The sequence below is a fragment of the Rhodococcus sp. NPDC019647 genome (assembly GCF_044389235.1).
GTDB classification, from domain to species: Bacteria; Actinomycetota; Actinomycetes; order Mycobacteriales; family Mycobacteriaceae; genus Rhodococcus_F; species Rhodococcus_F oxybenzonivorans.
The window spans coordinates 15,420-40,916 of the sequence record NZ_JBIRXS010000024.1 but is presented as its reverse complement, the minus strand read 5'-3'; the positions used below and the strand labels follow the sequence as shown (position 1 = coordinate 40,916).

Sequence of the window (25,497 nt, the reverse complement as noted above, 5' to 3'; positions counted from 1 at the left end):
GATGCGCGGCGCTCCTATCGCGGTACTCGGGGAAGCTTCAGGCCTGCCGTCGCGATCAGTTCGCGCATCACCTCGTTGACTCCCCCACCGAAAGTGATGACCAGGTTTCGCTTCGTTTGCATGTCGAGCCACGTCATCAGGTCGGCGGTATCCGGGTCGGACGGGTCGCCGTAGCGTCCGATAATCTCCTCCACGAGCCTTCCGATGCGCTGGATCCGCTCGGTGGCAAACACTTTCGTTGCCGAAGCATCGGCAATGTCGATGGCCTCCGCGTCACTCGAGGCGACCTGCCAGTTGAGCAGTTCGTTCAGCCGATACGTTGCGTGGATCTCTCCGAGCGCGCGCCGCACGTCGGGCTCGGCGAGAAGACCGTGGGCTACCACCCAGTCGCGAATGCGGTCGTAGAGGCCGCCCACGCGTCCCGCCGGACCGAGCATGACCCGCTCGTGGTTGAGCTGGGTCGTGATCAGTCGCCACCCCTGGTTCTCCTCACCCACAAGCATATTCACCGGTACTCGAACATCGGAGTAGTAGGTGGCGTTGACGTGATGGGCCCCGTCGCAGGTGATGATCGGTGTCCAGCTGTAGCCCGGATCCTTCGTGTCCATGATCAGGATCGAGATCCCACGGTGACGCGAATCCGCGGAACCCGTCCGGACGGCGAGCCACAGGTAGTCGGCGTCGTGGCCGCCCGTGGTGAAAATCTTTTGGCCGTTCACGATGTATTCGTCGCCCACCCGGAGGGCCGTGGTCCGCAGGGCCGCGAGGTCGGTGCCGGCCTCGGGTTCGGTATAGCCGATCGCGAAATGCACTTCGCCCGCGAGGATTGCCGGCAGGAACTTGCGTTTCTGCTCGTCCGTTCCGTACTTCTGGAGGGTCGGGCCCACCGTTTGCAAGGTGACCGCCGGAAGTGGAATGTCCGCGCGCGTCGCCTCGTTCACGAAAATCTGCTGTTCGATCTCGCCGAATCCACGGCCGCCGAATTCCACCGGCCAGCCCACGCCGAGCCAGCCGTCCTTGCCCATCCGCCGGATCACCTCACGGTAGGTGGGGCCGTGCCGTTCGGTGCGCATGATCTCGGCCTCGGCAGGCGTGACGAGGCCCGAGAAGTAACGTCGTAGTTCCGCTTGCAACTCTCGCTGCTCGTCGGTCAGATCGATGAACACCGGGCCCCCACGAGGTCGAGTCGGTACGAGGCGCCGCCGACGAGGCGCGCCAGGTCTTTGGCAGTCGAGTAGTAGCGGTGCAGCGGATAGGTGACGTCGACGCCGATTCCGCCGTGGAGGTGGTGCAGCACCTGCATGGCTGCGGGAACCTCCGCGGCGATCCAGTACGCCATCACATCGAGGTCGTCCTGAGCGTCGAGCCCCTGCGACACCCGCCACGATGCCGATAGTGCGGACACGTGCAAAGTGCGGGAGGTGACATAGACGTCGGCGATCTGCTGGGCGACCGCCTGGAACGTCGCCAGCGGCTTGCCGAACTGATGCCGGGTGGCGAGATGCTCACCCGCCAGAAGTGTTGCTCCCGAGAGCAATCCGTCGGCCACGGCACCGATGGAGGCGAGGGCGATCCGATAGAGCTGCTGGACCGCTTCCGGTCCACCGGCGAGGAGTTCACCCCGCGCTCCGTCGAAGGTGACGGCAAATTCGGGACTGCCGGACGACGAGGGTGTGGGAGTCAGCGACACCCCGTCCGACCCCGGCTGCACCAGCACGACGCCGGCGTCGGTCGGCACGAGGATGCGGTGGGCACCGTCCGCATAGGGGACGGCCACGACGCGTCCGGTGACGAGGTAGTCGTTCCCCTCCGCCACCGCGGTCACCGACGGCGGCGCCGGGAACGGCCTCCCGGGCTCGGCGAGCGCCGCGGTGAAGGTTCGTCCGTCCGCCAGCCCGCTCAGCAACTCGTCCTGTTGCCTGTCGTCACCGAGCGCAACGAGGGGCAACACCCCGAAGCCCAGCGTCGCGAGGGCGGGGACGACCGCCGCCCTGCGCCCGACCTCGGTGAGCAGCGCACCGACGTCGGTGACCGAGAGGCCCTCCCCACCGAGACGTTCGGGTAGCGCGAGAGTGAGCAGGTCGGCCTCGGCAAAGGCGCGCCACAGAGCGTCGCCCTCGAGGTCGCGGTCCAGAAGTCCCCTCGCAACCTGGGCGATCGCCTCCTGAGTCTCGTCTCGGGTGAAGTCCACCTGGCATTCCCACTTTCGATTTAGAACGTGTTCTAGTTGTATCACCATCGCGGAACTCGCGAAAGGCCATCGCGGGAGGTGCTCAGGATCGGGGCAGTCCGAGAATGCGTTCCGCCGCGACGGTCAGAAGAATCTGCGTCGTGCCACCGGCGATGGACAAGCATCGTGTGTTGAGGAACTCACGCGAGAGCGGACCGTCCACCCAGCCGTCGACGCCGCCGAGTTCCATCGCGAATTCCGCCACTTCCTGGCGCTGGCGCACACCCACCAGCTTGCGCACGCTCGACTCCGCTCCAGGATCCTGGCCGTCGAGCTGCCGAAGGGTGGTGCGCAGTTCGAGCACGGACCCGACGAGCGCGCCTGCGATCAATCGGCCGAGCCGATCGTCCGTCACCGGATCGCCTTCACCTGCGAGTGTCAGCAGCTCTTCCATTGCCGCGCCCAGCGACGACCCACCGCCCATCGCGACTCGCTCGTTGGCCAGGGTGGTACGGGCCAGCTTCCAGCCGTCACCGAGATTGCCGACCACGAGATCGTCGGGCACGAACACGTCTTCCAGATAGACCTCGTTGAACAGGGCGTCGCCGGTGATCTCGCGAAGCGGTGAGATCGTGATTCCCGGGCTTGTCATATCGACGAGAAAGTACGTGATGCCCTTGTGTTTCGGCGCATCACGGTCGGTGCGGGCGAGGCAGATCGCCCAGTCCGCCTCGTGGGCCCGCGAGGTCCACACCTTCTGACCCGACAGTGTCCATCCGCCGTCGACCTTCACGGCGGACGTGCGCAGGGCCGCCAGGTCGGAACCGGCCCCCGGCTCACTGAACAGTTGGCACCAGATGATGTCGCCGCGCAGAGTGGGCATCGCGAATCGCTCGATCTGCTCCGGACTTCCGTGCTCGAGAATGGTGGGCACCGCCCACCACCCGATCACCAGGTCCGGCCGTGCCACACCGACTGCGGCCAGCTCCTGCTCGATGAGGATCTGTTCGGCGGCCCGCGCGCCCCGCCCGTACGGTTGGGGCCAGTGCGGCGCGAGGTAGCCCGATTCGGCGAGTGCGGCGCGACGCTCGGAGTCGGGCAGCGCGACCAGTTCAGTCACCTCGGCCCGGATCCGGGCGCGCACGTCGGCGAGTTCCGAGAGATCGAGGGACAGGTGCCTGCGGGCGCCGCCGCGGGTGAGTTCGGCTACCCTCGCGCGCCACCTCGTCGACCCACCGAGCAACTGTCGCAGCGACGTCGCCCGGCGCAGATAGAAGTGGGCGTCGTGTTCCCAGGTGAAGCCGATCCCGCCGAGCACCTGGATGCAGTCCTTGGCGGTCTCCACCGCGGCGTCGAGTGTGACCGCCGCAGCGACGGAAGCGGCGATGGGCAGTTCACCGCCGTCTGCGCCCCACGCGCCTTCGGCCGCCACCGCGGCGTCCCAGGCCGCGGCACTTGACGCTTCGACGCGGCACAGCATCTCGGCGCACAGATGCTTGATCGCCTGGAACGAGCCGATGGGCTTACCGAACTGCTCGCGAATCTTGGCGTAGTCCACCGCGGTGCGCAGGCACCAGCGCGCGACCCCCGATGCCTCCGCCGCAGCCAGTGTGGCCGCGAGATCCCGGACCAACCCCTCCCGCAGCCCGGTGATCACGCGGTCCGGTGCGACGGCAACGCCTGTGCACCGGATGCGGGCGAGCGGCCGGCTCTTGTCGATCGTGTCGGCGGGAGCCACCTCGAGTCCGACGGACTCGCCGTCGACCAGGCACCACACGACGCCGTCGCCGGCGTCGGCCGCCAGCAACACCGACATTCCCGAGTCGGCACCGATCGCGAAACCGGCGTCTCCGGTGATCACCAGCCCCCCGTCGTCGGCGAGGGTGGCGTTCACCGGCGGACTGCCGAGAGCGACCGCGCACGGAATCTTCCCGTCGGCGAGATTCCCGGACCAGGTCTTCGCGGCAGCGCCGGAGCTGCGCCCGACGACCAGAGCCGCCAGCGCGGTGGGCAGAACAGGACCCGGGACGAGTTCAGTTGCAGCCTGCTCGATCATCGCGGCGAGGTCGACGATCTCCGCGCCCGAGCCACCGACCGCATCGGGTACGGCAACGGAGAAGATCCCGAGCGACGCGAAGGACGACCAGGACGTGCGCCACGAATCCGCTGGTCCCTGGCGTACTGTGACGAGCGGGTCCGTGGACCGCGCCCACGCCTGGATCGAACCCGCTGCAGCCCTCTGTTCCTCGGTGGTGGCGATAGTCACAACGGGTTTCCGCCTCTCCTGAATGACACATTCGTCTAGAACGTGTTCTAATATGTCACCTGGCCATGAGTCAAGGCGCGAAGGAAAACAGGTATGACGACCAGCTCTCGATCCCGTCCCACGACAGTCGCTGCGGCGACGCTGGGCGAGGACGATCTCAGTTCCAACGCGCAGAAGGAACGGCGCAAGCGGATTCTCGACGCCACCCTGGCCCTGGCCTCCAAGGGCGGATACGAAGCCGTGCAGATGCGCGCGGTCGCGGAACGTGCGGACGTTGCGGTCGGGACCCTGTACCGCTACTTCCCGTCCAAGGTGCACCTGCTGGTCTCGGCGCTGGCGCGCGAGTTCGAGCGCATCGATTCGCGGGGCAAGAATCCGCCGGGCAGCAATCCACTCGAGCGCATGCAGCTCATCCTCAGCCAGATCACTCGCGCCATGCAGCGTGACCCGCTGCTGACCGAGGCGATGACACGGGCGTTCATGTTCGCCGACGCCTCCGCCGCCGCCGAGGTCGATCAGGTGGGCAAGCTCATGGACCGGTTGTTCGCGCGGGCCATGACCGACACCGAGCCCACCGAGGACCAGCTGGCCGTCGCTCGCGTCATCTCCGACGTCTGGTTGTCGAATCTGGTGGCCTGGCTCACACGCCGTTCCTCTGCCACAGATGTGGCGAATCGGCTGGAACTCACCGTCGAACTGCTCCTCGGTGACGGAAGCCGCAGACCCGAGTAAGGGACGAACCGGGCACATCCGGAAGCGACAATGCGCTCTCCGCCGCTGCATCACCTAGATTTGAACGCGTGAGCGCTCAAGATCTGCCCATCGAACTCCGTCGTGCCCTCTCCCGGGTCGCGAGGACGCCTCGTCTCCTCGTGGCCTCCGACTACGACGGCACGATGGCCCCCATCGTGTCCGACCCCGAAAGAGCATTTCCGCATGCCGAATCGGTGCGAGCCCTCCGCGGTCTCGCCGGCCTGGCAGGAACGACGGCGGCCGTCATCTCGGGTCGGGCGCTGAAGGATCTCGCGGCGCTGTCCCGTCTGCCCGCCGAGGTTCAGCTCGTCGGCAGTCACGGATCGGAATTCGATATCGGATTCATCCACGCCATCGACGCCGACGCGCGCCAACTGCTCGCCGAAATCACCGAGGATCTGCGACAGATCTCCCAACTGCACCCCGGCACCGGGGTGGAAACCAAGCCCGCCAGCGTGGCACTGCATGTCCGTAATGCCGACCCCGAGCACGGCGAGAAGGCACTGGCCGCCGTGCGCGCCGACGCCGCGCAGCGGGTAGGCGTGCAGGTGACCGAGGGCAAGTCGGTGATCGAACTGGCCGTGGTCGCCACCGACAAAGGTCACGCCCTCGACCTGATCCGCCATCAGGAAGGCGCCACCGCGGCCGTCTTCGTGGGCGACGACGTCACCGACGAGAAGGCGTTCTCGCGACTCCAGGGTCCGGACGTCGGCGTCAAGGTCGGGTCGGGCGACAGCCTCGCCGAGTTCCGGGTAGACACCACCGAAGAGGTCGCGACCGCCCTCGCGTTCCTGCTCGAGGAGCGTCGCACCTGGCTGTCGGGCGCGCATGCCCCACCGATCGAGCGGCTCACCATGCTCGCCAGCCCCCGGACCGTCGCCCTCGTCACCCCGGATGCGACCCTCACCTGGCTGTGCCACCCCGAACCCGACTCCGCCTCCGTATTCGCGCATCTGCTCGGCGGACCGGAAGCCGGCCACTTCAGCGTCGGCCCGCACCGCAGCGCCCTGCCGCTCAGCCAGCGCTACGTCGACAGCACCATGACCGTGCAGACACGGTGGGCCAGCCTCTCGGTCACCGACTACCTGCCGCACGACGTGTGTCCCGGTCGCACCGATCTGACCCGCGTGATCAGCGGGCAGGCCGCCGCAGTCGTCACATTCGCACCGCGGCCCGAGTTCGGCCAGGGTCAGGTAATCCTCGAGGCGGTCGCCGAGGGATTGCGCGTGCACGGCACCAACGAGCCGATCGTCCTGCGCTCGCCGGGCGTGCGGTGGAACGTGACCTCCGACGGGAATCAGCAGACTGCCCACGCCGTCGTCGACCCCTCCGAAGGCGACGTCATTCTGGAACTGCGGTGTGGCACCGAGGACATCGGTCCGTCACACACGCCGGAAGAGGAACGTCGCGCCGCGTCGGAAGCGTATTGGTCGGATTGGGCGAAGGGGCTGACCCTGCCCACGTTGAAGCCCGACCTGATGAAGCGCTCGGCGCTGACCCTGCGCGGTCTGGTCCACGTCGATTCGGGATCCATCATGGCCGCGGCCACCACCTCGTTGCCGGAGGAAATCGGTGGCGTCCGCAACTGGGACTACCGCTACTGCTGGCTCCGCGACGCCGCGCTCACCGCATCCGCACTGGTCAGTCTCGGCTCGCTGAATGAAGCCGAAGGTTTCCTGGACTGGGTGCACGACGTGCTGGAGACCATTCCCGGCCCCGAGCGTCTGCATCCGCTCTACACCCTCCACGGCACCGGACTTCCTCCCGAGGCCGTGATCGATTCACTGCCCGGGTATGCCGGGTCGCGCCCGGTGCGCATCGGCAACGCCGCCAACCAACAGGTCCAGCTCGACGTGTTCGGTCCCATCGTCGAACTGATCGCCGATCTGTCGCATGCCCGCGAGAAGCAGGGCGTCGCGGTGGCGTTGAACGATCGCGACTGGGAACTGGTGTGCGCGATGGTCGCGGCCGTCGAGCGCCGATGGTTCGAACCGGACCACGGAATCTGGGAGATCCGCGACAACCCGCGCCATCACGTGTACTCGAAGGTGATGGGCTGGGTGACCGTCGACCGGGCGGTGGCGCTGGCGAAGCACTTCGGCCGCCCCATCGAACCGGGGTGGACGCCGTTGCGGGACAAGATCGCGGACGAGGTGCGCGAGAAGGGGTGGAAGGACGAGGTCCGCTCGTACACCGCCGCCTACGACGGCACCGACCTCGATGCCGCCACACTGCACATCGGGCTGTCCGGGCTGATCGACCCGCACGACGAGCGGTTCGCCGCCACCGTCACGGCCACGGAAGCGGAACTGCGCAGCGGTTCGACGGTGTACCGGTACCACCACGACGACGGCTTGCCGGGCACCGAGGGCGGATTCCACCTCTGCGCGGCGTGGCTGGTGGAGGCCTACCTGCTGATCGGTCAGCGATCACAGGCGGAGGCCTTGTTCGCGCAGCTCGTCGACGTGGCGGGACCGACCGGGCTTCTCAGCGAGGAGTACGACCCCGTCGCGGAACGCTCGCTCGGAAATCACCCGCAGGCATACAGCCACCTCGGTCTGCTCCGCTGCGCACAGCTGTTGGCGTGAGCAGGCCGTAGGGCCGCCTCAGCGAGGTGCGGGGCCGGCGGTGGATCCGCGTGACAGCTCGGTGTCGAGCATTTCGACCGTTGCGACGCCGGAGTGCGACGGAGACATCAGCAGGGCGCCGGCACGCCGGCCCTTCTCCTCCTGAGGCTGCCGGACGGTGGTGATTCCCTCGCGGAGCGCTTCGTCGACGCCGTCGAATCCGGTGATCGACAGTTGGCCGGGAACGTCGATTCCTTGCCAGCGCGCCCAGTCCACGGCGCCGAGCGCGAGCACGTCGGTGGTGCAGACGAGGGCGGTGATGTTCGGATTCGCGCCGAGCGCTTGGGCGGCGGCCGCGTGACCGGATCGTCCGGTGTGCTCGAAACGCTCGACCACGGTGAGTGTCTCGGGGTTCAGGCCGGCATCGGACATGGCGTCGCGAACTCCACCGATGCGCTCGCGTTGCACATGGAAATTCGGCGAGTGCAACCGTTCGGCGTCGGCAATTCCATCTGAGCGGTCGCGGCCCAATCGCATGCTGAGCACCCCGAAGTCGCGGTGCCCGAGCCCGATGAGGTAGTCGGTGAGCGCCCGCATCGCGGCCCGATCGTCGATTCCCACGAGTGATGCTCCAGGAATCTCCCGGGGCTGATCGCAGATGACGACGGGAAGGTGCCTCTCGCACACCGCCGCGAGGTACGGATCGTCGTCCGCCACCGAGTAGACGACGAACCCGTCCACACCGGCCTGCTGCACGACGGCCGCGGCGTCGGCGTCGTCACGCCCCGGCCCGGCCGGGATCAGAAGCAGGCCTTGTCCCGCCGACTCACACGACTCCGCGAGCCCGGACAGGAAGCTCATCGCTGCCGGGTCACGGAAGGAATAGCTGAGCGCCTCGGTCAGCAGGAGCCCCACAGCACCCGCCTTACGTGTGCGCAACGAACGAGCCACCGGATCCGGCCCGGGATAGCCACGGCGTTTCGCGGCTTGCAGTACCCGGTCGCGGAGTTCCGCGGAAAGTTGGTCGGGCCTGTTGTAGGCGTTGGACACCGTCGTGCGGGAGATATTGAGCTCGGCCGCGAGCGACGCCAGCGTGGCTTGGCGGCGCGGCTGTCGAGACCTGGGCATAGGGGGACGTTAGTACCCGAAGTGTTCGACGGTGCGGCGGGGCTCGGCCGAAAGTGCACTACCAGCGACGTATCCGCTAAAGTGCAACGGTAACGGTTTCCAATAGCATTTAGCTCGTCTTCTGTCAGGAGTTTTCTGTGCGCGCTTCCTCAGGCTTTCGTGTCGCAACGGCCGCCGTCGGGCTGTCCTTCGCCGCTGCCCTCACCCTCACTGCGTGCAGCTCCGACACGTCGAGCGACGGCGCCTTGACGGTCGTCGCGTCGACGAACGTGTGGGGCAGCGTCGCGCAGGCGGTTGCCGGCGACAAGGTCGCGGTGAGCTCGATCATCACGGAGCCGTCCTCGGATCCGCACTCTTTCGAGGCGAGCCCCACCGACGCCGCCAAGCTCACCGACGCGTCCCTCATCGTCTACAACGGCGGCGGATACGACCACTTCGTCGATGACATCATCAACACCGGCAACGGTGACCAGCTCTCGGTCAACGCCTTCGGACTCTTCGGAGCCGGTGCACACGCAGGCGAGACCGCGCACGAGGGTGAAGAGGCCGGGCACGAAGGCGAAGAGGCCGGCCACGAAGGTGACGTGCACGAACACGGCGAGGTGAACGAGCACGTCTGGTACGACGTCGCGACCGTCGACGCGACCGCACATGCCATCGCGGAGAAGCTCGGCCAACTCGACCCCGACAACGCCGACGTCTACACCGCCAACGCCGAAACCTTCCACGGCCGGCTCGCGGAGATCACTGCCGTCACCGACGGCATCGCGGCCGCGCACAAGGACGCGCCGATCGCCCAGACCGAGCCCATCGCGCATTACCTCGTCGAGTCGGCGGAACTGAACGACGTCACCCCCGCCGACTTCACCAGTGCCATCGAGAACGGCAACGATCCCGCGCCCGCCGCAATCGCAGCCACGCGCCAGTTGATCACCGACAAGCAGGTGAAGGCCGTCGTCTACAACACCCAGACGCAGGACAAGGTCACCGAGGACGTGCGGGCCACCGCGGAGGCCGCAGGCGTCCCCGTCGTCGAGGTAACCGAAACCCTGCCCGAGGGGTTGGACTACATTCAGTGGCAGACCAACACCGCCCAGGCCCTCGCCAAGGCGCTGCAATAGAACTGATCGGCTTGTGACGGAACTCTCTTCGACGAACACCGAACACAGCAGTCGCATCCCCGCAGTCGAACTGACGGGGGCGCGACTGTCTTTCGGCGAACGCATTTTGTGGCAGCATCTCGATCTCACCGTCGAGCCCGGCGAGTTCGTCGCCGTTCTCGGACCCAACGGCTCCGGCAAGACGTCACTGCTCAAGGTGTTGCTCGGGCAGCTGGGCCTCGATTCCGGGACCGCGAGAATCGCAGGATCACCGGCCCGAGCCGGAAACTCGAACGTCGGGTACATCCCTCAGCAGAAGTCGCTCGACGACGGGCTTCCCCTCCGGGGACGTGACCTCGTCGGTCTCGGTGTCGACGGCCACCGGTGGGGAACCGGGCTGCTGCGCCGGGGACATCGCCGGGCGATCGTGGATGCAGCGATCGCCGAGGTCGGTGCAGAAAGTTACGCCGACGCACCCGTCGGTTCGCTGTCCGGCGGCGAGCAGCAGCGGTTACGGATCGCTCAGGCACTCGTCGGAGATCCGCAGATACTGCTGTGCGACGAACCTCTCCTCAGCTTGGACCTGGCTAATCAGAGTCTCGTGTCGAGCCTCATCGATCGGCGCCGGCGCACGCACGACACCGCGGTGTTGTTCGTCACCCACGAGATCAATCCCATTCTGCCGCTGGTCGACCGGGTGCTGTACCTCGTCGACGGCCAATTCCGTATCGGCACACCCGGCGAGGTGATGACCTCCGAGGTGCTGTCCGAGCTATATCGCACCGAAGTCGAAGTCCTGCACGTGCGGGGACGTCTCATCGTCATCGGCACCGGCGACGCCATCGACGCACTCGGCAGCGCCGGCGGACTTCGCCCCGGCGAAGGTGTCCACCACACGTGCGAGGAACACGCATGAGCAACAAGTTCACCGATGCGATGTCGCACCTGTTCGATGTCTCCGCCACCATCGACCTCTTGCAGTACGACTTCGTCCAGCAGGCATTGATCGCCGGTGCCATCCTCGGATTGCTGGCAGGCGTCATCGGGCCCCTGATCGTGAGCAGGCAGATGTCGTTCGCGGTTCACGGGACCAGCGAGCTGTCGCTGACCGGTGCGTCGGCCGCACTTCTCGTCGGTATCAGTGTGGGTGCGGGCGCCATCGTCGGTTCCGTGGTGGCTGCAATATTGTTCGGCTTACTCGGAGCGAAGGCACGCGACCGCGACTCGGTGATCGGCGTGATCATGGCCTTCGGTCTGGGACTGTCCGTGCTGTTCATCTGGTCGTACGAAGGCCGTACCGGCACGAGCTTCTCTTTGCTGATCGGTCAGATCGTGGCGCCCGGAAACAGTGGGCTTGCGCTGCTGCTGCTCTGCGCTGTCGTGGTCATCGGGGTTCTCGCCCTCATCTACCGGCCTCTACTGTTCGCCAGCACCGACCCCGACGTCGCCGAGGCGCGCGGGGTGCCGGTGCGTGCACTGTCGATCGTGTTCGCAGTGCTCGTCGGCATCACCGCGGCCCTCGGCGTGCAGATCGTCGGGGCGCTGCTCGTGATGGCTCTGCTCATCACGCCCGCGGCGGCTGCAGCCTTCGTCACGGCGAGCCCGGTGAAAGCGACCATTCTGTCGATCGTCTTCGCGGAACTCGCGGCAGTGGGTGGCATCCTGCTGTCCCTGGCCCCCGGAGTCCCCGTCTCGAGTTTCGTGACGACGATCTCCTTCGTGATTTACCTGATCTGCCGCCTCGGCGGCTCCAGGCGTCGGAAGAACGCGGGACGCGTCGCCGCGCACACGCACTGAGCCCGCCACTCCCCGCGCCTCGACGGCCGAATCAGCCCGCACAGGTCGACGAGTGGCGACTCAGTACAGGATGCGGCCTACAGGTGGTCGGGGAAATACGGCGCCAGCGTCGTCGCCACCTTCGTCGCCTGATCGCACGCAGCGTCGACGGTCGTGAAATCCTCCAACTCGCTGTACCCGATCATGAACTCGAGAATCCCCGGCTCGATCGCCACCGACACCGTGCACGCACTCCCACCACGAAAGTCCGCCACCAGCGCAGGGCGGCCGCCAATCGTCGTCTCGCTCAGGACGGTGAAGCGGTCACTCGACTCGACACTGCTGAAAGTCTCGGCGATGGCGGAGATGACGACGCCCGAATAGGAGTCCGGCGACTGGTACCCGCACCCGTAGACCTGAGGTTTGTGCCGTTCGGGCATACGGTCGGGCGGTGATGCATTCAGACGCGCCGTCACGATAGCTTCCTCGGGGAAGCCATCACACGGATGGAATGAAATGCGAGGATTCGGCGGTTCTGCTGCGTGTCCGTCCACGGACTGGGTACAGCCACTAACGCCCAACGCAATAGCGGTGCTGGCGATCGAAACTGCATTTCGCCACAAACGACCACTCACAGCGTGGTTCCCAAGGATCCGAAGGCCACAGCTGTCGCGTCATCTTGCTCGGTATACCGGGCCAGCACCGCTTCGAACATGGACTTCATATCCTTCGCGTAAGACTGGTGCGCTGTAAACAGCCCGACCGCCGTGTTGGAGACGCTGATCTCGCTGCCGCCGACTGCCTTCTCATCGAACTTCCGAGCCAAGACCTTCGCGGACTCGATGTCGTTCTCACCGATTCCCAAATTCGCTGCTCGTAATTCGAATCGGGCGCGGTTAGCGAGTTCGCCCATGCGACGTGCGTGATCATCACACAGCTTGATGCACTGCTCGATGCCGGCGGGGTCGAGTTCGAGCCTGCCGCCCCCGACCACGTTCTCGGTGAAAGCCTTCCATCCGGCTTCCGGTGCGTCCGGACCAGCCATGTTCGTGTCCCCCTTTGTCGTCCCCACCCTGCACGTCGTGGCAAATCTACCAACAGCGGGCGGTCGTCGAGCCTGCTCGCTGGGTGGTGCCTACTCGGATCAGGGTGTCGAGCGCCGATACGAGTTCACGAGGTCCTGCCGGGTTGGCTGCGCCGGGATCGTGTGGGCCGATGGCATAGCGTCCGTCGCCCGCGATGTCGATCCAGTGCAGAACTCCGATGTCCCTGCCGGCGCCGTAGCGGGGACCGCGGAAGACTCGGATCTTGCCGCGGCCCGCGTATCCCTTCTGCACGGCGGTCTCGAGTCGGGCGGGGGCGACCCGATTGACCTCCTGCAAGATTCCTTGTGAGAAGTGGGTGCCGTCGTCGTCGCGCCGCTGGAACCGGCGGCGGCCGGTGGCGTTCGGTGGGATGAGGCCGATCAGCTGGGCGCCCAGTTTCCCCGCCGCGCCGGTCCCGATCACCACGTCGCCACCGACCTGCGGTGCCCGGCCGGGGAGTTGTGTCGCGATCACCGACCATTGTCGGTGCTGCGCGCCGATGATTCGGATCGGCGCCTCGTCGGCGGTTGAACCGGAGATTTCGACATACACGTCGGGTTCGGCAAGCATCTCCAACGCCGCGCGCACATCGTCGTGCTCTGCTCCCCCGAAAGCTTCTCGTATCCGGGTCTGCTCTGCGAGATATGCATTGAGCCCGGCATGTGGGCTGACGATCCGAAACGGGTAGGGCATGCGGTCCTGCCCGGTACCGGACCACAGTGCGTCGAAAAGCTCCGGTCGCAGCTGCCAATTGCGCATGCTCATGCACCGATCACCGGCGGTGACACGACGGGCAGCTTGCCGATCAACTCGTTGCCGTTGTCGAGTGTGATCAGGTAGTCGGGGGTCTTGTGCTCCTTGTCCTCGCCGGTGCCCCTGGCTCCTCCGGCTCCCCCGCCCAGCATTCCGGCGCCCATCGGCCCGGTTCCACGCACACCGGAACCGGCGCGCCCGCTACCGGCGACCCCTGCGACACCTGGTTTTCCACCCGCCCCCGCGACCGAACCCGGTCGTCCACCGCCCGCGCTACTGCCGCCCAGTCCGCCGGACCCGACCCCGAGAGCGCCACCCGCGCCACCGCCGCCCACACCACCTGCTCGTGAGCCACCGCCCGAGGATGTATCGACACCGTGCGGCATACCCGTCCGGCTCTGCGCCTGATCGCCCGCCGCGGAGGCCGGGGCCGTCGTGGCCGGTGCTGTGGCCGCTGTCGGCGCGGTTGCCGCATTAGGCTCAGTGCCATCTGCGGTGGGTGCGCTGTCCGCAGCGGTGGATTCGCCCGCGGGAGCCTCGCCGGAAAGCGGCTGCACTGCCCTCGGTCCACCAATCCGATCGCTCGAATTCGGGGCACTGCTTCCGTGGTCGACACCGGGGCCGGACGGACCCGAGGGGACGTCGACCCTGCTCTCCGGTTTTGTGAACTCGGGAACGGAGCCGTCCGAGGTGGCGAGGCCCGGGTTGTAGACGGTGGCCATCGCGTCCCGCGCTTCACCTTCGCGGCGGTAGATCTCGTCTTCCGTATCGGTATCCCACGGTGTCAGCTTGTCCCAGAGCCCGGTGCCCACCGTCTGAGGCACTCTGCCGCGAAGAGCCGTGACGGTGTCGATGAGCGGAGTCAGCGCGCCCGCAACACCGTGTAGTTGGTCGCGAGCCTCAGGTGCCGAGCCGGCGTAACGCTCCGTTTCGGCGTACGCCGCAGAGGCCGCGGCGCCCTGCCAACTCTCGCGGATCTGTTTCTTGACGGCGTCACTGAAGGCGGTGATGGTTTCGCCTGCTGCCGAACCCAATTCGGTCCATGCCCGGGCGACGGCACTGATCTGATTTCCGTCCATGCCGGCGACGGCATTCACGATGCGTGCGTGGTCCCATCCGTCGGAGTGAAAATTTTCCGGGTCTTTGATGTACCCCGGATCAGCCACGAGTCCCCTCCCGATCAACGCACGACCACACTTATTTGTTTCGACGCAGCAGGACCCCCATCGGTTCCACCCGCCCCCGCCAGAGAATCTACAAGACGGGGGCGAGAACCCTAGTATCGAATATGTGCCGGCCATCGATCTGAACAGTGATCTCGGCGAGAGTTTCGGGGCGTGGACTCTCGGCGACGACCTCGCGATGTTGAAACTCGTGACCAGTGCAAACGTCGCGTGCGGTTTCCACGCCGGTGACCCCACGACGCTGTTGTCCACGTGCAGATCGGCGGCCGACCTGACCGTGCGTATCGGCGCGCAGGTCGGTTACCGCGATCTCGCCGGCTTCGGACGACGATTCATCGACGTCGCACCACGCGACCTCACCGCCGACGTCGTCTATCAGATCGGCGCCCTCGACGGGCTCGCGCAGGTGTGCGGTTCAGCGGTGGCGTATGTGAAACCACACGGCGCGCTGTACAACGCGATCGTCCATCATCGTGAGCAGGCGCGCGCGGTGGTCGCCGCAATCCGTGCCTACGACGACACTCTCCCGGTCCTCGGCCTGCCCGGTTCGGTGTTCCTGGAGGAAGCGGAGGCCGCTGGCCTGCGGACCGTCGCCGAGGCCTTCGCCGACCGTGCCTACACACCCGAGGGCACGCTGGTACCGCGCACGACAGCTGGGTCCGTCCTTCACGATCCGGCGATCGTAGCCGAGCGGGTACGCCGGTTGGCGCTCGACTCCACACTCGAAGCCGTCGACGGCACCCTGCTGGCGATCGCACCCGAATCCGTCTGCGTACACGGCGACACCCCCGCGGCCGTGGAGATGGCCGCGTCCATCCGGCAGTTGCTCGATGCCGAGGGCATCACAGTGGAACCGTTCGTCTGATGCGGGTACTCGACGTCGGAGATGCTGCGGTCCTCGCCGAGTTCGAAGACCTCGACACCGTCCTCGCCCATTTCCGTGCCCTCGACGAGGCCAGGCCGCCGGGGGTCGGCGAGATCGTTCCGGCCGCCCGCACCATCCTCGCCAGATTCGATCGTGCCGCAACCAGCCGCGACCGCGTCGTCCGATGGTTGCGAACCACCGAACCGCGAACGGGCGCACCCGAGGACACGTCGGAGCACCTACAGATCAGCGTCCGCTACGACGGGCCCGACCTCGAGGAAGTGGCCGAGCTGACCGGCCTCGGGGTGGACGGGGTGATCGAGGCGCATACCGGCACACGATGGACAGTGGCCTTCTCGGGGTTCGCGCCGGGATTCGGCTACCTCACCGGAGGTGCGCCGGAATTACACGTTCCGCGGCGATCCACGCCGCGAACATCCGTTCCGGCCGGTGCTGTCGGCCTCGCCGGTGAGTTCACGGGAATCTATCCGCGCAGCTCACCCGGCGGGTGGCAGCTCATCGGCAGCACGGACGAACACATCTGGGATGTTCAGCGGACTCCTCCAGCGCTCCTGAGGCCCGGCGTCGTTGTGCGCTTCGCGCCCGTGAGTACTTCTTAACCACCCCTTGTTAATAAGTACTCACGGGGGGTGGTGGTGCGAGACAATCGGCCCATGGCTTGGCTCGAGGTTGTGCGCACCGGACCCTTCACCACCGTGCAGGATCGGGGCAGGCCCGGGTACGCCTCGGTGGGAGTCGGCGAGTCCGGCGCTGCCGACCGCGTCGCCCACGACTGCGCAAACCGGCTCGTAGGCAACAGGTCCGGGGCCGCCACTCTGGAAATTACACTGGGCGGCCTCGCCGTGCGCGTCGCGGGCACCGTGTCGGTTGCGGTCACCGGTGCGCGGGCGCCCGTGACCGTCAACTCGCGACCGCAGCCCGACTACACGATGCTGCACCTCGAGTCCGGTGATCTGCTCGAGGTGGCGTACGCGTCGGAAGGTTTACGTAGCTACCTCGCGGTGCGCGGGGGTGTCGACGTTCCGCCGGTGATGGGCAGCCGCTCGAGAGACACGCTGTCGGATCTCGGCCCGGACCCGGTGGCCGAGGGTGATCGAATCCTCGTCGGAGCGGATTGCACCGACTGGCCTGCCGACGAATTCGCGCCCCCGCCCGCAGCTCCCGAGAATCCGTTGATGATGCGGGTTCGACTGGGACCCCGCGACGACTGGTTCACCAAGGCATCGGTCGACGCGCTCCTGCGGGAAACCTGGACGGTGAGCTCCGACACCAACCGCGTGGGCGCACGTCTCTCCGGGCCGGGACCTCTGCATCGAGCGATTACCCGTGAACTGCCCAGTGAAGCGATGGTGGCGGGAGCCTTGCAGGTGCCTCCCGACGGCCGGCCGATCCTGTTCCTCGCCGATCATCCCGTCACGGGTGGGTATCCGGTGATCGCGGTCGTCGTCGAGGACGACCTGCCGATGGCCGCACAATTGCGCCCCGGCCACCGAATGCGCTTCCACCGGATGGTCGCGCCGACGATCCCGCGATGACCCCCACGAGTGTCACAAAGGTACGGCGGCCGGAGCCCACGACACTTCGGTGCTCGCGATCCGGCTAGCTCCGGCGGCGACGCGCGATGTCGGCGAGTACGACGCCTGCGGCGACGGAAGCGTTGAGCGACTCGACGGGACCGGCCATGGGAATGCTCAGGATTGCGTCGCAGTTCTCCCGAACCAGACGCGACAGGCCCTTGCCCTCCGAGCCGACCACGACCACGACGGGACCGCTGCCGTCGAAGTCGTCGAGAGTGGTATCACCGCCCGCGTCGAGACCGACGACCTGAACACCCTTGGATGCCCAATCCTTCAGCGTACGAGTCAGATTGGTGGCGCGGGCGATCGGCAACCGGGCCGCCGCTCCCGCACTCGTCCGCCAGGCCACCGCGGTCACCGCTGCGCTACGGCGCTCCGGGATGACCACACCGTGTCCGCCGAACGCAGCCACCGATCGAACGACGGCACCGAGGTTGCGCGGATCGGTGATGTTGTCGAGGGCCACGAGCAACGGCGCCTCTTGATGCTTACGTGCCTCCGCGAGGAGATCGTCGGGGTGCGCGTAACGGTACGGCGGCACCTGCAGCGCGATTCCCTGGTGCAGGCCGTTGGCGCTGAGCCGGTCGAGATCGGTTCGCGGAACCTCGAGGATGGAAATGCCGGCGTCGGCCGCCCGCTGCACCGATTCCTTCAGGCGGTCGTCGCTCTCGGTGCCGACCGCGACATACAGTGCGGTCGCCGGGACACCGGCGCGCAGGCACTCGACGACCGGGTTGCGGCCCAGCACGGTTTCGGGTCCGTCGAGGACCTTGCGCCCTGCGGTCTGCCTGCCGCGACCCGGCTGCTTTTCGGCCTCACGACTGGCCCTGGCTGCCCGCTTGGCCGCGGGATGTTTGGTGCGGGCCTCGGCGGGCGGAGTGGCGCCCCGTCCCTCGAGTCCCCTGCGACGCTGGCCACCGGAACCGGCAACCTGCCCCTTCTTCGTACCCGACTTGCGGACGGCTCCGCGCCTGCTCGAATTTCCAGCCATTACTACTGTCCTGCCTTGAGAGACCACTCGGGCCCGTTGGGGGTATCGGTGACCTCGATGCCCGCCCGGATGAGGCGGTCACGCACCTCGTCGGCCACAGCCCAGTTCTTCTCGGCCCGGGCACTCTGCCTGCGCTCGAGTTCGGCCCGGACCAGTACGTCCAGGGCGTCGGTTGCCGCGGACGCATCCGCGGTGTCCTGAGTCCAGTGCGGATCGAGGGGGTCCACACCGAGAATTCCCATCATGGCCCGCACCTGCGACGCGATCTCGCGGGCACCCTCGAGGTCTCCCCCTTCGAGAGCGATGTTGCCCTCACGCACACGGCCGTGTACGTCGGCGAGCGCGGCCGGGACGGCGAGATCGTCATCGAGAGCGCGACCGAACGCCTCCGTCCAACGACCGACGGGAACCTCACCGACACGCTCACAGGTCCGGTTCACGAATGATTCGACCCGACGGAACGCCGCGGCCCCCTCGTCGAGAGCGGTGTCGGAGTACTCGAGCATCGACCGGTAGTGGGCGCTGCCGAGGTAGTACCGAAGTTCCTGCGGCCGAACCTTGTTCAGCACGTTCGGCACGGAGAGCACGTTGCCGAGCGACTTCGACATCTTCTCGCCACCCATGGTGACCCAGCCGTTGTGCAACCAGTACTGCGCGAAACCGTCGCCGGCGCACTTGGCCTGCGCGATCTCGTTCTCGTGGTGCGGGAAGACGAGGTCGAGTCCGCCGCAGTGAATATCGAACTCGGCACCGAGGTAGAACTCGGCCATTGCCGAGCACTCGAGGTGCCATCCCGGGCGGCCACGACCCCACGGCGTCGGCCACGACGGCTCACCGGGCTTGGCCGCTTTCCACAGCGTGAAGTCACGGGGATCCCGCTTGCACTCGCCGGCACTCTCGCCTTGATGCACGTCGTCGAGCTTGTGCCCGGACAGGCTGCCGTAGCTCGCGTAGCTGCGCACGTCGAAGTAGACGTCACCTCCCGAGGCGTACGCGTGACCGTTGTCGATCAGTCGCTGCATCATCTCGACCATTTGGGTGACGTGCCCGGTAGCCCGTGGCTCGATCGACGGCGGAAGGACTCCGAGCTGCTGATACGCCCAGGTGAAGGATCGCTCGAATGTGGCGGCCCATTCCCACCAGGGACGCCCGGCTTCGGCGGCCTTGTTCAGGATCTTGTCGTCGATATCGGTGACGTTGCGCACGAACGCCACGTCGAAGTCGTGGGCGAGTAACCAGCGTCGCAGTACGTCGAAGGCGACGCCACTGCGCACGTGCCCGATATGGGGGTCGCCCTGCACCGTGGCTCCACACAGATACACCGATGCGTGTCCAGGGGCCAGCGGAACGAAGTCACGCATGGCCCGCGTCTCGGTGTCGAATAGGCGCAGGGTCACGACCAGCGATCTTACCTGGCGCTTTGAGCAGGGATGACCAACGCGGTGGCCACCGCGGCGATCCCCTCGCCCCGCCCAGTGAGTCCGAGACCGTCCGTGGTGGTCGCGGACACCGAAACCGGTGCGCCCAGAATGTCACTCAACACCTTTTGCGCTTCGTCTCTGCGCGGGCCGATCTTCGGCCGATTCCCGATCACCTGGACGGCGGCATTGGCGACACCGAATTCTTCCTCGCCGAGGAGTCGCCGCACCTCGGCGAGCATTGCGGCACCGCTCACTCCCGACCATTCCGGCCTGCCCGTGCCGAAAACCGAACCCAGGTCCCCGAGCCCCGCGGCCGACAGCAATGCGTCACACAGAGCGTGGACCGCGACATCGCCGTCCGAGTGACCGGCGCACCCGTCCTCGCCCTCGAACAGAAGACCGGCCATCCAGCACGGCCGTCCCTGCTCGATCGGATGGACGTCCGTACCGATGCCGACGCGCACTAGTTCGCTCCCTCTTCCACCAGCGCGCGGGCCAGCACGAGATCCAGCGGTGTGGTGATTTTGAATGCGGTGGGTTCTCCGACGATGCTGCGAACCTGCTCACCCAGGCGCTCCACCAGGCCGGCATCGTCGGTCGCGATGCCATCCGCGGCGGCGTAGGCACGCCGGAGCAGTGGTGCGACGAAGCCCTGTGGCGTCTGGACCGCCCGCAGTTCGGAGCGTTCGGGTGTTCCGGTCACCGCCCCGAGAACGTCGACGGTCTTGATCGTGTCCGTCACCGGGAGGACGGGGATGACGGCGCTGCGCCCGCAGCGCAGTTCCGCAACGACCCGGGCAATGAGCGATGGGGGCGTGAGCGCACGCGCAGCATCGTGGACCAGCACGTATTCTGCGTCGTCCGCGACAGCGAGGCCCGCGCGCACCGAATCTGTCCGTTCGCTGCCGCCGGGCACGACGACGACTCCATCAGGCAGAGTGCCGCGCGTGGAATCCACGAGCTCTTCCGGCACGATCACGACGACGCGGTCGACAGCCCCCGACTGGAGGAGCCCGTCGACCGCGCGTACAAGCATGGTCTTCCCACCGAGATCAACGAATGCCTTGGGCGTCATCTCGCCCAGACGCACTCCTCGACCAGCGGCGGGAACCAGCGCGACTACAGGACCTCGGTCTTCGGTCACTGCGACGTCGCGGCTGTCTAGGACGCGGCCGCGAGGACCTCGTCGAGGATTGTCTCGGCCTTGTCGCTGTCGGTACCTTCGGCCAACGCCAGCTCTCCGACAAGAATCTGCCGGGCCTTCGCGAGCATGCGCTTCTCCCCCGCGGACAGGCCGCGGTCCTGCTCGCGACGCCACAGGTCACGAACGACCTCGGCGACCTTGTTCACGTCACCCGACGCGAGCTTTTCGAGATTCGCCTTGTAGCGGCGAGACCAGTTGGTGGGTTCTTCGGTGTGCGGTGCCCGCAAGACCTGGAAGACCTTGTCGAGACCTTCCTGACCGACTACGTCACGTACGCCTACATACTCTGCGTTGTCTGCGGGAACCCGTACGGTGAGATCGCCCTGAGCAACCTTGAGAACGAGATATTCCTTCTGCTCACCCTTGATGGTGCGGATTTCGATAGCTTCGATCAGCGCCGCACCGTGATGGGGGTATACGACGGTGTCTCCGACCTTAAAAATCATCTGTCCCGTGCCCCTTTCGATCTTTCGAGTTTAACACGTGACCGGTTCCAGGTCGCATCAACGGTGCAGGTCAGGGGCACCGAGGCCTGATCGTAGGGGTTGACAGCGCCTGCGATACGTGCATCTCAGGGGCTCCGAGCTGGCGGTTCTTCGAGGCCGAAAGTGCACGCAGACAACCGTTGTGAGTACCCAGCGACCGGGCCGTACGAGGGAACTACTACTCTGCCTAGTTGGAGTGCGAACCTGACACTGGAGGACAACCCGTGACTGCTCTCGACAAGCCGACTCGCCGAGTCGCGACCGCCGTTGCTCTCGCTGCCGGCGCGGCCCTCACGCTGTCCGCTTGCGGTGCGGGACAGATCACCCAGACCTCGAATCAGGTCGCCGCGGTCAACGGCAACGGCGCCGACCTCGGATCGATCGCTCTGCGCAACGTGCACGTCGTGTACCCCAACTCGGACGAGTACAGCATCGAGGCCGGCGGAAAAGCGGTCCTCGCGTTCACCGCGATCAACAACAACGAAGATGCCGCCGACAAGCTGACCAAGATCAGCACCGACGTCGCCAAGACCGTCACCATTCGTGATGCTGCCGGCGGCCAGGAGATTCCCCCGCAGACGGCGCTCGTGGCCGGAGACGTCGCGCAGGACGCCGTGGAGGGTGGTCAAGCCGAGCAAGAACGTGACCAGGCTGCCGAGGTTCCGAGCGATGTCGTCCTGGTCACGCTGGACGATCTGAAGGAGGGTGTGCGCCCCGGCCTCACCTTCCCCGTCACCTTCACGTTCGAGAAGGCCGGTGAGGTCACGGTGTCCGTTCCCGTCGACGCCGGTCACGAAACCGAGCGTCACGTGTCCGACAAGTCCGCGGGCACGCAGGCCGAAGGCGGCGGCGGGCACTGACAGCCGCCCGAGGCCGGTCTGTCGGACCGGCTCTCTAGGCTGCGTCGGTGGCCAAACTCAAGTCCAGTTTCCGGTGTTCGTCGTGTCAGTGCACCGTGCCCAAATGGGTCGGCCGCTGTCCCGAGTGCGGCAGCTGGGGATCAATGGACGAGGCTCCGATCCTCGCGCCGGTGGCGAGTCGTCCGGGCGCATCGCTCGCGAAGGCCGGGGCGGGGGCCGTTCTCCCGTCCACGCCGGCGACCCCCATCACGAAGATCGACAGCACATCCACTCAGGCCAAACCCACCGGCATCGGTGAACTCGACCGCGTCCTCGGCGGTGGTGTGGTCCCCGGGTCGGTCGTTCTCCTCGCGGGCGAACCGGGCGTCGGCAAGTCCACGCTTCTTCTCGAGGTCGTGCACCAGTGGGCGCGGCGGGGCCCGGACGACCGATCGCTCTACGTCACGGGTGAAGAGTCCGCCGGTCAGGTACGGCTACGCGCCGACCGGACGGGCGCGGTGCACGAGCGGGTCTATCTCGCCGCCGAATCCGACCTCGCGACCATCCTCGGTCACGTCGAACAGGTACGTCCCACCCTGCTGATCGTCGACAGCGTGCAGACCATGCTCGCCGCCGACGTCGACGGTGTCGTCGGCGGCGTCACCCAGGTCAAGGCCGTCACCAGTGCGCTCACCTCGCTCGCGAAAGCCAGCGGTGTCCCGGTCCTGCTGATCGGCCACGTCACGAAGGACGGCGCCGTCGCGGGTCCGCGGTCGCTCGAACACCTCGTGGACGTGGTCCTGCACTTCGAGGGAGACAAGCACTCCACACTCCGCATGGTGCGCGGGGTCAAGAACCGCTTCGGTGCCGCCGACGAGGTGGGGTGCTTCGAACTCCGAGAAGACGGCATCGCCGGCATCAGCGACCCGTCGGGACTGTTTCTGCACCACCGCGGCGAAGCTGTGCCCGGAACCGCCGTCACGGTCATGATGGACGGCAAACGGCCTCTGCTCGGCGAAGTCCAGGCGCTCGTGGCCGCAACATCCATGCCCGCACCCCGGCGCGCGGTGAGCGGGCTCGACAGCGCACGTGTGGCCATGGTGCTGGCCGTGCTGGACCGCCGGTGCGGAGTACCGATCGCCAAGAACGACGTCTACGCGGCTACGGTCGGCGGCATGCGGATGACCGAACCGTCTGCAGACCTGGCGCTGGCACTCGCCGTCGCCTCCGCGGTCAAGGACAAGCCCGTTCCCGACGGGCTGGTGATCCTCGGCGAAGTCGGGCTGGCAGGTGAGGTCCGGCGGGTTCCCGGTGTCGGGCGCCGGCTCGCCGAAGCGGCCCGACTCGGATTCAACCGGGCCCTCGTTCCGCTCGACTCCGGTGCGTCCCCTCCCGGAATGAAGGTCACCGAGGTCGGGAATCTCGGAGCGGCCATCGCTTCCCTGCGCATATGAGCAAGCCGTCGCTTGACCGCGCATATGAGCAAGCCGTCGCTTGACCGCGCACATGAGCAAGCCGTCGCTTGACCGCGCATCTAGACAACTAGATCGACGACGTGCCGAACGGCATGTCCGGAACCCCGTCCACGAAGGTCTTGGTCTTCTCGAAGTGTTCGGCCGTGACGGTGAGGAACAACCCCCGCGACGTGGCCACAACCACGTCGGGGTCGGTGTTCGGCCCCTCGACGATGCGCGCCTCCGCACTGGCGTAGACCTTGCGGCGGATCGTTCCGTCGATGCGCGCGTGAAATTCGAGCACCGAGCCCAGCGGAATGGGCCGCGCGAAGTCGATCTCCAGATGACCGGTCACCACCGGACCGTCCACGGTCGCCCGACACGCCATGCCCAGTGCCTCGTCGAACGCCGTCGACAGGATGCCGCCGTGGATCACACCCGGACCGCCCTGATAGCGAGGGGCCACCTCGAGACGTCCCCACACGTCGAGGTTCTCCCCGGCGGTGAAGCTCATGGACATACCGGCCGGCGACTGGTCGCCGCATCCGAAGCACCGACTCCAGTGCTGCGGCACGGGCTGACCTGCAGCGGGGAAGGTGCCGACCGGTTCCGGCAGGGTCAGGTCGTCGGGCAAAGTCCAGGTACTACTCATGGATAGGTAATCTAAACGCGGGTCCGGGCCCTATTCCCCGACGGCCCTGTACAAAGTGACGTCTACCTCAGCGGGGAGTGTTTCGCGATGAACGATGCAGAGTCGTCGTCTGCGCTGCGCGAAACCATTGCCCGGCTGGCTCCCGGAACCGCGCTTCGGGACGGCCTCGAACGCATTCTCCGCGGCCGCACGGGCGCACTGATCGTCCTCGGTTACGACGAGCAGATGGAAGAAATCTGCGACGGCGGCTTCGAGCTCGACGTCGAGTTCGCTCCCACCCGGCTGCGTGAGCTGTCGAAGATGGACGGTGCCGTCGTCCTGTCCACGGACGGTTCGCGCATCGTCCGCGCCAACGTCCAGCTGGTTCCCGACCACAAGATTCCCACCGTCGAGTCCGGCACCCGGCACCGCGCCGCCGAACGCACGGCGATGCAGACAGGATATCCCGTGGTGTCGGTGAGCCAGTCGATGAGCATCGTCAGCGTGTACGTCGGCGGAATACGGCATGTCATCGACGGGTCTGCCACCATCTTGTCCCGGGCCAATCAGGCGGTGGCCACCCTCGAGCGGTACAAGGCGCGCCTCGACGAGGTCACCCGTCAGTTGTCGGTCGTCGAGATCGAGGATTTCGTCACCCTCCGCGACGCGCTCACCGTAGTGCAGCGGCTCGAGATGGTGCGCCGCGTGTCTGTGGAGATCGAGCAGGACGTACTCGAACTGGGCACCGACGGCCGACAGCTCGCCCTCCAACTCGAAGAGCTCGTCGGCGACAACGATGTAGCCCGGGAACTGATCGTCCGCGACTATCTCGCCGGTTCGGGACCCGCCCCTGCACCCGATGTCGAGAAGTCGTTGACTGCCCTCGACAAGATCACCGACGCCGACCTGCTGGACCTGACGACTCTGGCTCGCGCGTTCGGTTACCCGGGAACGATCGAAGCGCTCGAGGCTCCCATGAGTCCACGTGGTTATCGCGTTCTCACCCGAGTTCCCCGCTTGCAGTTCAACCAAATTCACCGGCTCGTCGGCTCGTTCGGGACTCTGCAGTCGCTGCTTGCCGCAACGGCCGCCGACCTGCAGTCGGTGGAGGGGATCGGCGGCTTGTGGGCTCGACACATCAGGGAGGGCCTGTCCCGGCTCGCCGAAACGTCGATTTCCGGTCCGTACGACTAGTTTTCGCCCGACAGGAACGTACGAGCCGAACTA

Annotated in this window: 25 protein-coding genes; 11 read left to right on the top strand and 14 right to left on the bottom strand. The window is 66.7% G+C overall.

What is annotated here, in order from left to right:
- Window positions 1-14: 14 nt before the first annotated feature.
- From ACH49N_RS29490 to ACH49N_RS29480, 3 genes are all read right to left on the bottom strand, one after another.
- Entirely contained in the window at window positions 15-1,166 is a 1,152-nt protein-coding gene (locus ACH49N_RS29490) for an acyl-CoA dehydrogenase family protein (protein ID WP_250777810.1), read from the bottom strand.
- Window positions 1,151-2,191 (bottom strand): acyl-CoA dehydrogenase family protein, encoded by a 1,041-nt coding sequence (locus tag ACH49N_RS29485; RefSeq protein ID WP_358276255.1) that lies wholly within the window; start codon window positions 2,189-2,191, stop codon window positions 1,151-1,153. The genes ACH49N_RS29490 and ACH49N_RS29485 overlap by 16 nt, the downstream gene beginning before the upstream one ends.
- A gap of 82 nt (window positions 2,192-2,273) precedes the next feature.
- On the bottom strand, window positions 2,274-4,436 hold the full coding sequence (locus tag ACH49N_RS29480; protein ID WP_358276253.1) for an acyl-CoA dehydrogenase: 2,163 nt from the start codon (window positions 4,434-4,436) through the stop codon (window positions 2,274-2,276).
- 93 nt (window positions 4,437-4,529) lie between these two features.
- Between ACH49N_RS29480 and kstR the strand changes: the two genes are divergently transcribed.
- On the top strand, window positions 4,530-5,168 hold the full coding sequence (kstR, locus tag ACH49N_RS29475) for a cholesterol catabolism transcriptional regulator KstR (protein WP_109326538.1): 639 nt from the start codon (window positions 4,530-4,532) through the stop codon (window positions 5,166-5,168).
- Between the two features lie 68 nt (window positions 5,169-5,236).
- Window positions 5,237-7,777 carry a trehalose-phosphatase gene (otsB, locus tag ACH49N_RS29470; protein ID WP_358276251.1) on the top strand — a complete coding sequence of 847 codons (2,541 nt, stop codon included), beginning with the start codon at window positions 5,237-5,239 and terminating at the stop codon, window positions 7,775-7,777.
- 18 nt (window positions 7,778-7,795) lie between these two features.
- Here otsB and ACH49N_RS29465 read toward each other — a convergent pair whose 3' ends face one another.
- Complete coding sequence (locus tag ACH49N_RS29465; protein ID WP_358276250.1) at window positions 7,796-8,884, bottom strand: substrate-binding domain-containing protein; 1,089 nt, start codon at window positions 8,882-8,884, stop codon at window positions 7,796-7,798.
- A gap of 137 nt (window positions 8,885-9,021) precedes the next feature.
- Here ACH49N_RS29465 and ACH49N_RS29460 point away from each other — a divergent pair, with 137 nt between their 5' ends.
- From ACH49N_RS29460 to ACH49N_RS29450, 3 genes are read left to right on the top strand one after another with little or no spacing between them, the layout of a single operon-like run.
- Complete coding sequence (locus ACH49N_RS29460; RefSeq protein WP_358276248.1) at window positions 9,022-10,005, top strand: metal ABC transporter solute-binding protein, Zn/Mn family; 984 nt, start codon at window positions 9,022-9,024, stop codon at window positions 10,003-10,005.
- Window positions 10,006-10,018: 13 nt separating this feature from the next.
- Complete coding sequence (locus ACH49N_RS29455) at window positions 10,019-10,900, top strand: metal ABC transporter ATP-binding protein (protein WP_358276246.1); 882 nt, start codon at window positions 10,019-10,021, stop codon at window positions 10,898-10,900.
- Window positions 10,897-11,781 carry a metal ABC transporter permease gene (locus ACH49N_RS29450; protein WP_358276244.1) on the top strand — a complete coding sequence of 295 codons (885 nt, stop codon included), beginning with the start codon at window positions 10,897-10,899 and terminating at the stop codon, window positions 11,779-11,781. Before ACH49N_RS29455 ends, ACH49N_RS29450 begins: the two co-directional genes overlap by 4 nt.
- Window positions 11,782-11,858: 77 nt before the next feature.
- Here the strand turns inward: ACH49N_RS29450 and ACH49N_RS29445 are convergent, their stop codons facing one another.
- The 4 genes from ACH49N_RS29445 to ACH49N_RS29430 are packed head-to-tail and all read right to left on the bottom strand — an operon-like array spanning window position 11,859 to window position 14,764.
- The gene (locus ACH49N_RS29445) at window positions 11,859-12,395 is read right to left on the bottom strand and encodes a DUF3558 domain-containing protein (protein ID WP_358276243.1); all 537 of its coding nucleotides are present in this window, start codon (window positions 12,393-12,395) and stop codon (window positions 11,859-11,861) included.
- Window positions 12,392-12,805, bottom strand: coding sequence for a hypothetical protein (locus ACH49N_RS29440; protein WP_250777801.1), 414 nt, complete (start codon window positions 12,803-12,805; stop codon window positions 12,392-12,394). Before ACH49N_RS29440 ends, ACH49N_RS29445 begins: the two co-directional genes overlap by 4 nt.
- A gap of 46 nt (window positions 12,806-12,851) precedes the next feature.
- Window positions 12,852-13,610, bottom strand: coding sequence for an ESX secretion-associated protein EspG (locus ACH49N_RS29435; protein WP_358276242.1), 759 nt, complete (start codon window positions 13,608-13,610; stop codon window positions 12,852-12,854).
- Window positions 13,607-14,764 carry a hypothetical protein gene (locus ACH49N_RS29430; RefSeq protein ID WP_358276240.1) on the bottom strand — a complete coding sequence of 386 codons (1,158 nt, stop codon included), beginning with the start codon at window positions 14,762-14,764 and terminating at the stop codon, window positions 13,607-13,609. Before ACH49N_RS29430 ends, ACH49N_RS29435 begins: the two co-directional genes overlap by 4 nt.
- A gap of 124 nt (window positions 14,765-14,888) precedes the next feature.
- Here ACH49N_RS29430 and ACH49N_RS29425 point away from each other — a divergent pair, with 124 nt between their 5' ends.
- Genes ACH49N_RS29425 through ACH49N_RS29415 form a run of 3 tightly spaced genes read left to right on the top strand, consistent with a single transcriptional unit; the run spans window position 14,889 to window position 17,203 of the window.
- Window positions 14,889-15,647 carry a 5-oxoprolinase subunit PxpA gene (locus tag ACH49N_RS29425; protein ID WP_358276239.1) on the top strand — a complete coding sequence of 253 codons (759 nt, stop codon included), beginning with the start codon at window positions 14,889-14,891 and terminating at the stop codon, window positions 15,645-15,647.
- Entirely contained in the window at window positions 15,647-16,267 is a 621-nt protein-coding gene (locus ACH49N_RS29420; protein WP_358276237.1) for an allophanate hydrolase subunit 1, read from the top strand. Before ACH49N_RS29425 ends, ACH49N_RS29420 begins: the two co-directional genes overlap by 1 nt.
- A gap of 54 nt (window positions 16,268-16,321) precedes the next feature.
- Window positions 16,322-17,203 (top strand): biotin-dependent carboxyltransferase family protein, encoded by an 882-nt coding sequence (locus tag ACH49N_RS29415; RefSeq protein WP_159919050.1) that lies wholly within the window; start codon window positions 16,322-16,324, stop codon window positions 17,201-17,203.
- A 64-nt stretch (window positions 17,204-17,267) separates the two neighbouring features.
- On the opposite strand, the gene rlmB is transcribed toward ACH49N_RS29415, so the two are convergent.
- The 5 genes from rlmB to carD are packed head-to-tail and all read right to left on the bottom strand — an operon-like array spanning window position 17,268 to window position 21,307.
- On the bottom strand, window positions 17,268-18,236 hold the full coding sequence (gene rlmB / locus ACH49N_RS29410; RefSeq protein ID WP_109326520.1) for a 23S rRNA (guanosine(2251)-2'-O)-methyltransferase RlmB: 969 nt from the start codon (window positions 18,234-18,236) through the stop codon (window positions 17,268-17,270).
- 2 nt (window positions 18,237-18,238) lie between these two features.
- On the bottom strand, window positions 18,239-19,633 hold the full coding sequence (gene cysS / locus ACH49N_RS29405; protein WP_358276236.1) for a cysteine--tRNA ligase: 1,395 nt from the start codon (window positions 19,631-19,633) through the stop codon (window positions 18,239-18,241).
- A gap of 11 nt (window positions 19,634-19,644) precedes the next feature.
- Window positions 19,645-20,121, bottom strand: coding sequence for a 2-C-methyl-D-erythritol 2,4-cyclodiphosphate synthase (gene ispF, locus ACH49N_RS29400; RefSeq protein ID WP_358276234.1), 477 nt, complete (start codon window positions 20,119-20,121; stop codon window positions 19,645-19,647).
- The gene (ispD, locus tag ACH49N_RS29395; protein ID WP_358276233.1) at window positions 20,121-20,801 is read right to left on the bottom strand and encodes a 2-C-methyl-D-erythritol 4-phosphate cytidylyltransferase; all 681 of its coding nucleotides are present in this window, start codon (window positions 20,799-20,801) and stop codon (window positions 20,121-20,123) included. Before ispD ends, ispF begins: the two co-directional genes overlap by 1 nt.
- A 17-nt stretch (window positions 20,802-20,818) precedes the next feature.
- Window positions 20,819-21,307, bottom strand: coding sequence for an RNA polymerase-binding transcription factor CarD (carD, locus tag ACH49N_RS29390; RefSeq protein ID WP_109326516.1), 489 nt, complete (start codon window positions 21,305-21,307; stop codon window positions 20,819-20,821).
- Between the two features lie 263 nt (window positions 21,308-21,570).
- Between carD and ACH49N_RS29385 the strand changes: the two genes are divergently transcribed.
- Window positions 21,571-22,206 carry a copper chaperone PCu(A)C gene (locus ACH49N_RS29385; RefSeq protein WP_159919047.1) on the top strand — a complete coding sequence of 212 codons (636 nt, stop codon included), beginning with the start codon at window positions 21,571-21,573 and terminating at the stop codon, window positions 22,204-22,206.
- 47 nt (window positions 22,207-22,253) lie between these two features.
- The gene (radA, locus tag ACH49N_RS29380; RefSeq protein WP_358276232.1) at window positions 22,254-23,639 is read left to right on the top strand and encodes a DNA repair protein RadA; all 1,386 of its coding nucleotides are present in this window, start codon (window positions 22,254-22,256) and stop codon (window positions 23,637-23,639) included.
- 88 nt (window positions 23,640-23,727) lie between these two features.
- Here the strand turns inward: radA and ACH49N_RS29375 are convergent, their stop codons facing one another.
- Window positions 23,728-24,291, bottom strand: a complete 564-nt coding sequence (locus ACH49N_RS29375; RefSeq protein ID WP_159919045.1) for a PaaI family thioesterase — start codon at window positions 24,289-24,291, stop codon at window positions 23,728-23,730.
- Between the two features lie 87 nt (window positions 24,292-24,378).
- Here ACH49N_RS29375 and disA point away from each other — a divergent pair, with 87 nt between their 5' ends.
- Window positions 24,379-25,464: a DNA integrity scanning diadenylate cyclase DisA gene (gene disA / locus ACH49N_RS29370; RefSeq protein WP_109326508.1), complete on the top strand. Its 1,086-nt coding sequence runs from the start codon at window positions 24,379-24,381 to the stop codon at window positions 25,462-25,464.
- Window positions 25,465-25,497 lie beyond the last annotated feature (33 nt).